The sequence below is a fragment of the Tenacibaculum xiamenense genome, assembly GCF_964513065.1.
In the GTDB taxonomy this organism is placed as follows: domain Bacteria; phylum Bacteroidota; class Bacteroidia; order Flavobacteriales; family Flavobacteriaceae; genus Polaribacter; species Polaribacter xiamenense.
Map to the genome: position 1 here is coordinate 816,512 of NZ_CAZEQU010000033.1, position 7,920 is coordinate 824,431.

General features: G+C 30.5%; 8 protein-coding genes. 2 read left to right on the top strand and 6 right to left on the bottom strand.

What is annotated here, in order from left to right:
* The first annotated feature begins 70 nt into the window (after positions 1 to 70).
* Positions 71 to 1,129, top strand: coding sequence for a 3-dehydroquinate synthase (aroB, locus tag ACKTTV_RS14685; RefSeq protein WP_408031605.1), 1,059 nt, complete (start codon positions 71 to 73; stop codon positions 1,127 to 1,129).
* A 61-nt stretch (positions 1,130 to 1,190) separates the two neighbouring features.
* Here aroB and ACKTTV_RS14690 read toward each other — a convergent pair whose 3' ends face one another.
* From ACKTTV_RS14690 to ACKTTV_RS14715, 6 genes are all read right to left on the bottom strand, one after another.
* Positions 1,191 to 2,102, bottom strand: a complete 912-nt coding sequence (locus tag ACKTTV_RS14690) for a sterol desaturase family protein (RefSeq protein WP_408031606.1) — start codon at positions 2,100 to 2,102, stop codon at positions 1,191 to 1,193.
* A gap of 51 nt (positions 2,103 to 2,153) precedes the next feature.
* Positions 2,154 to 2,732: a sigma-70 family RNA polymerase sigma factor gene (locus tag ACKTTV_RS14695; RefSeq protein ID WP_408031607.1), complete on the bottom strand. Its 579-nt coding sequence runs from the start codon at positions 2,730 to 2,732 to the stop codon at positions 2,154 to 2,156.
* A 12-nt stretch (positions 2,733 to 2,744) separates the two neighbouring features.
* Positions 2,745 to 3,875 (bottom strand): N-acetyl-alpha-D-glucosaminyl L-malate synthase BshA, encoded by a 1,131-nt coding sequence (gene bshA / locus ACKTTV_RS14700; protein ID WP_408031608.1) that lies wholly within the window; start codon positions 3,873 to 3,875, stop codon positions 2,745 to 2,747.
* A 333-nt stretch (positions 3,876 to 4,208) separates the two neighbouring features.
* Positions 4,209 to 5,054, bottom strand: a complete 846-nt coding sequence (locus tag ACKTTV_RS14705; RefSeq protein ID WP_408031609.1) for a transketolase — start codon at positions 5,052 to 5,054, stop codon at positions 4,209 to 4,211.
* A gap of 136 nt (positions 5,055 to 5,190) precedes the next feature.
* Complete coding sequence (locus tag ACKTTV_RS14710) at positions 5,191 to 5,400, bottom strand: helix-turn-helix transcriptional regulator (protein ID WP_408031610.1); 210 nt, start codon at positions 5,398 to 5,400, stop codon at positions 5,191 to 5,193.
* Positions 5,390 to 5,827 (bottom strand): hypothetical protein, encoded by a 438-nt coding sequence (locus ACKTTV_RS14715; protein ID WP_408031611.1) that lies wholly within the window; start codon positions 5,825 to 5,827, stop codon positions 5,390 to 5,392. The genes ACKTTV_RS14710 and ACKTTV_RS14715 overlap by 11 nt, the downstream gene beginning before the upstream one ends.
* A 386-nt stretch (positions 5,828 to 6,213) precedes the next feature.
* Between ACKTTV_RS14715 and ACKTTV_RS14720 the strand changes: the two genes are divergently transcribed.
* The coding region (locus ACKTTV_RS14720; protein ID WP_408031612.1) for a helix-turn-helix domain-containing protein at positions 6,214 to 7,920 on the top strand (1,707 nt) is incomplete at its 3' end.

Sequence of the window (7,920 nt, forward strand, 5' to 3'; positions counted from 1 at the left end):
AATATAGTTGTAAGGTATGATATATTTCAAATTTTTCTATTTAATTTGCGTCTTTAGAAAAACATAACAAATGAAATCTATTCAGGCAGCGACCTACCCAGTTCACTTCGAAGAAAAGGCTTACAATGAATTAGCTTCAATCATTAAAAATAGAGCATATTCTTCTATTTTTATTTTAGTTGACGAGAATACTTTTGAGCATTGCTATCCTAGGTTTATGCAATTATTACAAACTGATAAGCCCATAGAAATTATCCAAATTGATGCTGGAGAAATTTATAAGAACATGGAAACCTGTATTGGTGTTTGGAATGCTATGACAGAACTTGGTGCCGATAGAAGAAGCCTTTTAATTACTTTAGGTGGAGGTGTTATAACAGATTTAGGTGGTTTTGTTGCTTCTACTTTTAAAAGAGGAATTGAATTTATAAATATTCCAACTACCTTACTTAGTATGGTAGATGCTTCTGTTGGAGGAAAAACTGGAGTAGATTTAGGGGTTTTAAAAAATCAAATAGGTGTTTTTGCGAATCCGGAAATGATTGTTATTGATCCTGAATACTTGCATACTGTAACTCCAAGAGAAATACGATCTGGAACAGCCGAAATCATCAAATATGGAATGACACATGATATTCGTTTATTCAATGAAATAAAAGACAACCCTAATTTGAATATTGTGGATTTGATTCATCGTTCAATTGAGATTAAAAATGAAGTAGTTTTAGAAGACCCAAAAGAAAAAAGTATTCGTAAGGTTTTAAACTGGGGTCATACCATAGGACATGGTGTAGAGTCTTACTTTTTAGATAGTGAAACCAAGGAGAATCTTACACATGGCGAGGCAATTGCGATTGGAATGGTATGTGAGGCTTATCTCTCTTCAAAAGTTTTAAATTTCCCTGAAGAATATATTCATGAAATCAAGTCAGCGATTATCACGATTTATGGAAAAACAACAATCGAAGAAAGCGATGTTGATGATATTATTGGTTTAATGAAGCACGATAAAAAGAATGTTGGTGGTGAAATCAATTTTGTGTTATTAGAAAATTATGAAAATTTCAAAATAGATTGTAAAGTTCCGAATGATCTTATCAAAGAAAGTTTACAGTTCTATAATTCATAAATTAAAAAATCAGGAGTTATTCCTGATTTTTTTTTGCTTTATACTTAAAACTCTAATTCTGCTAACTTTTTCGGAGTTTACAGCATTCTTTCGTTTGAAAAGGAAAGAGTAATTGCTTCATATAATTGTTGATGTCGGGGTACTGTAAATATTCTGATTTGGACACACCTACTTTATCAACACTGCCTTTTCTATTGTAGTATGTATTAAAAACTAGATCCCAAAAAGGAAGCGTATTTCCATAATTTTTTGCTTCTTCCAGCTTTATACTATGGTGAAAGTGATGAAGTTTAGGTGTTATAATGATATAATCTAAAATCCCAGTGTTTGCTTTAATATTGGCATGAGATAAATACCCAACAACAATATTTATAATTCCAATGATAAACAATATTTCTTCATTAAATCCTAAAACTAATAATGGTAGCATTTTAAAAAGAACATTTAAAAAAGTGTTTAACGGATGAATCCAATTAGTTTTAAACCAGTTTATACTTGTAGGTATGTGATGAATTGCATGAATTTTCCAAAAGAAAATACTCGATTTAGAGGTTATACTTCCTACATGACTATATCTATGGTAGACATAAGGGAAAAACTCTCCAATAATTGCCGCTAATATCAAACTAATCCAAAAAGGAAGAATATCCCATTCGATTGTTGTTTTAAAAACAGTAGCTTTTAAATAGAGTACTAATGATAAGGATAATGTGTTTGCCAAAGCATCAATAATTGCTGTAGAAAACAAAAAATGTTTTATTTCAATGGATATTGTTTTTTTCGAAACCTTCCATTCTGGGTTAAATGGGATTATTCTTTCAAAAAATAAAAGATAAGCAGTTGTGAATAAGAATATGAAATAAGTTCCTAATTCATAAGAAAATTGGGTTTTAATAATCCAATACACTAGTAAAGATATTATCGATATAAGAATGGGAACTACGGTGTAAGATAAAATTTTAGTATGGTTCATTACGTCTATTTTTCATTGAAGACGTAGCACACCATAAAAAAGATGCAGAAACTATAAAATAATATTCATCTTTTGCATTTCATCGGTTAATTCAATTGGTAGTTTACAACTATCTTTTAATGTAAAGTCCACTAACTCCCCCCGATTATTAAACAGCAAATCAACACAACTTTCAATTAACTTTTTTAATTGAATTCTAGCTCTTTGGATACGAGATTTTGTTGCTGATAGAGATAAATTAAGTCTTTCCGCTATAAGTTTCTGAGGAATTTTTTCGATATCACTTAAAAACAATGGTTCCGCATATTCTTTTGAAAGGTAGTTCTGAATAATAAATCCTGATAATTCACAAACACATGTTCCCTCTTCATTACCTTTTTCGATATCATAGAAAATTGAAGTATTTTTTTCTTTTCCTTTTTTTCTATAATAGTCAATAACTAAATTGTTAGTAATTCGATATAGCCAAGCCCTATTGTTTTCAATAGGAACTCCCTTTGTAAGTTGTTTATAAAATTTTAAAGCAACCTCTTGAATTAAATCCTCAGTATCAATTTGATTTTCAATTTTCAATTTTACGAAATAAAAAAGCTCATTCTTATACTGGTTCCAAATAATATCGAAATCCATACATCTATAATTCTATGCCTTAATATAACACTTTTTATAAATACTCTCGTATTGAGGCAAGATATTATCTAAAGAGAATACTGATGTATGTTCCATAGCATTTTGTTTAAACTTATCAAGAACGGAGTCATCCTTTAACACGTTTATTGCATTCGTAGCCATGTCATGTATATCCCCAATATTACTTAAAAAACCAGTTTTACCATGAATGTTCACCTCTGGTAATCCTCCTGTATTAGTTGAAATAACCGCATTACCAGCTGCCATTGCTTCCAATGCCGCCAATCCGAAGCTTTCTGTTTCTGAAGGAAGTAAAAACACATCGGAGAAACACAGAATTTTTGCTACTTCATCACTATTTCCAAGAAACAACACTCTATCTTCAATCCCAAGTTCATTTACTAAGTTTTCCGCTTTTATTCTTTCTGGTCCATCTCCCACCATTAATAATTTTGACGGTATTTCTTTTTGAACTTCGTAAAAAATCTTAATTACATCATCAGTTCGTTTCACTGGTCTAAAATTACTGATATGCGTTAAAATTCTCTCGTCATGATTGGCTAATGCTCCTCTTTTACATTCTTCTTCTTTCTCTTTATTATATTTTTCTCCATCAATAAAATTATAAACGACTCTAATATCTTTTTCGATATTAAACAAACGTAAGGTATCTTCCTTTAAACTATTCGATACAGCCGTTACCTCATCGGATTTATTAATACTAAATTCAACAGCTGTTTTATAGGTAGGGTGACTTCCCACAAGCGTTATATCAGTACCATGTAAGGTTGTAACAACCTTCACATGGATACCTTTATCCAACAACATTTTCTTTGCCATATTAGCAGCATAAGCATGTGGTATAGCATAATGCACATGCAGTACTTCCAATTGGTGTTTTTCAACTACTTCCACCATTTTACTTGACAATGCCAATTCATAAGGCTGATATTGGAATAAAGGATATTCTTCAATAACTACTTCATGAAAATGCAAACGATGCGAAATAAAATCAAGGCGTACAGGTTGATTGTATGTTATAAAATGTACCTCATGCCCTTTATCGGCCAATGCCATACCTAATTCAGTTGCCATTACACCACTACCTCCAAAGGTAGGATAACATACAATACCTATTTTCATGTGTTTATTTTTATTGATTGGGTTTATTTTAACAGCTCATTTCAAGCTATATTTTTAATTTCTAAGTCACTCCGAATTTATATCGGAATCTTATCATATTACAAAAAATAAATTCTAATGACAACTTGAAACATGTTCAGGTTTACAATTATCATTTACTATTAATTGCAGTCGATAATAATGTTTCTATTCCTTAACTTTTATTACCGAATAATATGGACGTAAATTTACATTTTTACTTACGAGATTCCTTTTATATTTTCAAAAAAAAATCATAAAAAAACGCTATTGTAAATTACAATAGCGTTTCTATATTTTCAGTTATCAAAACTCCTAATAATCTCCTAAAGTTTCAGGGTTTTGAGTTAAGGCAGCTTCTAATTGCTCATCGTTAGGCGCTTTACCATGCCAAGCATGTGTTCCCATCATGAAATCAACTCCATTACCCATTTCAGTGTACAATAATACACATACAGGCTTTCCTTTTCCAGTACGATCCTTTGCTTCAGCAATTCCTTTTAATATTGCTTCTACGTTGTTTCCTTCTTTAATTTCTAAAACATCCCAACCGAAAGCTTCAAACTTAGCTTTTAAGCTTCCCATTGCCAACACCTCATCAGTACTACCGTCAATTTGCTTTTCGTTAACATCAACAGTGGCGATTAAATTGTCAACTTTTTTAGCGGAAGCGTACATAGCAGCTTCCCAAATTTGACCTTCCTGTAATTCACCATCTCCATGAAGAGAGTAAATAATTTTATCGTCGTTGTTTAACTTTTTAGCTTCAGCCGCTCCAATAGCAACACTCATTCCTTGACCCAAAGAACCAGAGGCAATACGTATACCTGGTAAATGTTCATGAGTTGTTGGGTGTCCTTGTAAGCGAGTATTTAACTTTCTAAAAGTAGCTAATTCAGCTACAGGAAAGAAACCACTACGCGCTAAAACACTGTAGTAAACTGGTGAAATATGTCCGTTAGACAAGAAAAATAAATCTTCATTCTTACCGTCCATTTTAAAATCGGTAGAATAATCCATAATTTCTTGATATAAACATGAAATAAACTCTGCACATCCTAAGGATCCACCTGGATGTCCTGAACTTACAGCATGAACCATACGAACAATGTCTCTACGAACTTGTTGTGTAAAATCTTGAAGTTGTTGTGTTGTTGGCATTCGTGTTACGTTTTATGCGACAAATGTAATTCTTTAAATAAAAATGAGCAATTACTTTTTTTATTTCTTGTAAGAATTTATATCGAAAACGGTTTAAGCTCATTGCAAACATCAAACTCACCATAAATGATGATGATTATTTTTCAAAATCGCTACTCTCTAACTCAAAAAGATCTTCCACTTTCTGATTAAGAAACTCTGCCATTTTTAATGACAATACGGTCGAAGGAACATAACGACCTGATTCAACAGAAATCACAGTTTGTCTGGACACTCCGAGAAGTTCTGCAAATCCTTCCTGTGTAAACCCTTTATCTTTACGGTATTTCTTTAGGTTATTCTTCATTGATCCCCTTTTTAAAGTGAAGAACATAATTAAATCGAACCAAATAGGTCAGCCAGAAAATGAAAATGATAACGATAAAAAACAACATTAACCCCACCTCCGAGGGATTCTTTATTCCTATTCCAATAAAACCAAGAATGATAAAAATTATCTGAGTTAAAGCAGCAAATTGAAAAGACTCTAATCGAATACTTTGAATCATCTCATCTTCTATTCTTTCTTTAGAAAATGTTGATGCATATATTCCAAACAAGAAAGAGAAAAAACCAATAATGGCAATTGGTGTATTTAAAGCTTTTGGATTAGTTAATCCAATATAGTTTGCAAATGCTTCAAGTTGTCCTCTTTGCATAAAAATCCATAATAAAAAACCTATGGGACTAATACATAAACCTATTTTTTTAAAACGATGTGGTAATAATTTCATAATCCTACAATATTAAAATGTAAAGTATACTTTACGTAAAGTTAGCTTTACATTTTAAGAATAACAAAAATTTATAACTTTTTAACTTTTAGAAGATTCTAACTTCGAACCTTATATCTTCGAGAATTTCATAGAATAAAAAAAAGGGTTCCTAAACTTAGACTTCTTTTTCAATTGATTTTCCCGTTTATAACATAATGTAGAGAACCCTTTTGTACGTATTCCAAAGTACTTAAATTCTCAGGTTTTTCGCAAAGTATAGTGGTCGATTTTCATAAATATCGACCTATTTAAAGTTAAAAAGGCACTAAATATCAATAAGTTATTTATTAGTATTAGTTTTTTAAAAAACGTAGTTTTGGTATGGTTAATTTATTCTAATAAGTATGTTTTTAAGGTTTTTATTGAGTCTTACCTTTATATTTTTAGTACATCATCGCAGCTTTTCGCAACACGACATAGCCATTCCTGACTCCTTAGCTTCCAAAAGTTTTCGAGAGTTAGAAGATCTATTTTATGAAAGCAAACCAGATACTTTAAAAGCTATATTATATGCTAATAGTTATTACTTGAAAGCTCTGAAAGAGAAAGATACTATGAAAATGCTTGATGGGAAATACTATCTAGCCGATATTAAAAACGATGATGATTTATATTTAAACTACTGTGACTCTTTGATTGAAATATGTAAAAACAAAATTTCTAAAACTTTTCCTACCTCAATCCATTTAGAAAAATCAAATTTCTTGTTTCATAATGGAAACCGACACGAAGCTCTGATAGAACTAACCCTAGCCAAGAACTTCCTAAAAAGATATCCAAATGACAGTTTAAATAATATATATTTAGTTAGACTAGGTTTAGTAAAAGTATACTTAAAAAAATACGGTCAAGCAATAACACTTTATAAAAAGGCCTACACTTACGCCAAAAAAACAAATGAACTTTATAATAATGATACCTACCTTTCATTACCTTTAAATATAATAACCCAATATCAAAGACTGAACAAAGTTGATTCTTTATTAAAGTATAGTGATGAAGCGATAAAACTATACAGTGACTTAAAAGAACCTATATTTTTAAACTTTTCATACTTTTTAAGGGGGAATGCCTTTATTAAACTAAAACAATATGACAAAGCTATTTTAGCCATAAAAAAAGCTATCCCTTCATTAATTGAAGATGAGAATTATAAAGTCTTATGTCGAGCGTATTCAGAAATTGGTAAATGTTACGATAGCATTAAAGACTTACAAAATTCCCTTAAATATCATTCAAATGCTGATTCAATTTATAATGTAAGAAAAATCAAAATCCATTCTCTCAATTCTTCTTTCTCTTTCCTTGCAAATTATTATAAAGAACAACAAGATTTAGAAAAACAGCTCCATTATATCAATAAGTTATTAGAATTAAAAGAATTCGAACTCACAGAAAAGAACAAAATACAACAAACATTTACCAATGAGTTTGATATCCCCAATCTATTAGCTGAAAGAAAACGAATTGTTGAAGAGATAGAGGCTAGATCAAGAAGGAATCAATTTGTTTTTATTTCCCTATTAGCTATTTCAATAGGTTTTATTTTTTATCAAGTTAGAAAAAACAGAATTCAAAGGAAACGCTTTGAAGTTCTAACCAGTGACAAGAAAAAAAATATCGAAACATCAATAAAAACTCCAATTAAAGATTCCAAACCAAAGTTAGAACTTTCTGAAAGTATTGTTACGGACATTCTTAAACAACTTGAAAAGTTTGAAGATAATAACGAGTTTGTCAATGTAAATTTAAATCTTCAAAATCTAGCTTCACAATTTGAAACCAATGCGAGCTATTTATCAAAAGTAGTGAATCACTATAAACAGACTTCTTTTTCCAATTATATTAATCAGCTCCGTATCGAATATTGTATTGAACAATTGAAAAACAATAAACTCTGGAGAAAATATACCATTAAAGCCATTGCCAACGAAGTCGGTTTTAATAAAGCGGAATCTTTTTCAAAAGCATTTTATAAATATACTGAGCTAAGACCTTCTTATTTTATTAAGGAATTAAAGAAAACTCAAACAACTAATATCTCCAATGAA

Excerpts from the sequence above, each read along its gene's own strand:
- aroB (WP_408031605.1), top strand. The coding sequence starts at position 71 with ATGAAATCTATTCAGGCAGCGACCTACCCAGTTCACTTCGAAGAAAAG.
- ACKTTV_RS14690 (WP_408031606.1), bottom strand. The coding sequence starts at position 2,102 with ATGAACCATACTAAAATTTTATCTTACACCGTAGTTCCCATTCTTATA.
- ACKTTV_RS14695 (WP_408031607.1), bottom strand. The coding sequence starts at position 2,732 with ATGGATTTCGATATTATTTGGAACCAGTATAAGAATGAGCTTTTTTAT.
- bshA (WP_408031608.1), bottom strand. The coding sequence starts at position 3,875 with ATGAAAATAGGTATTGTATGTTATCCTACCTTTGGAGGTAGTGGTGTA.
- ACKTTV_RS14705 (WP_408031609.1), bottom strand. The coding sequence starts at position 5,054 with ATGCCAACAACACAACAACTTCAAGATTTTACACAACAAGTTCGTAGA.
- ACKTTV_RS14710 (WP_408031610.1), bottom strand. The coding sequence starts at position 5,400 with ATGAAGAATAACCTAAAGAAATACCGTAAAGATAAAGGGTTTACACAG.
- ACKTTV_RS14715 (WP_408031611.1), bottom strand. The coding sequence starts at position 5,827 with ATGAAATTATTACCACATCGTTTTAAAAAAATAGGTTTATGTATTAGT.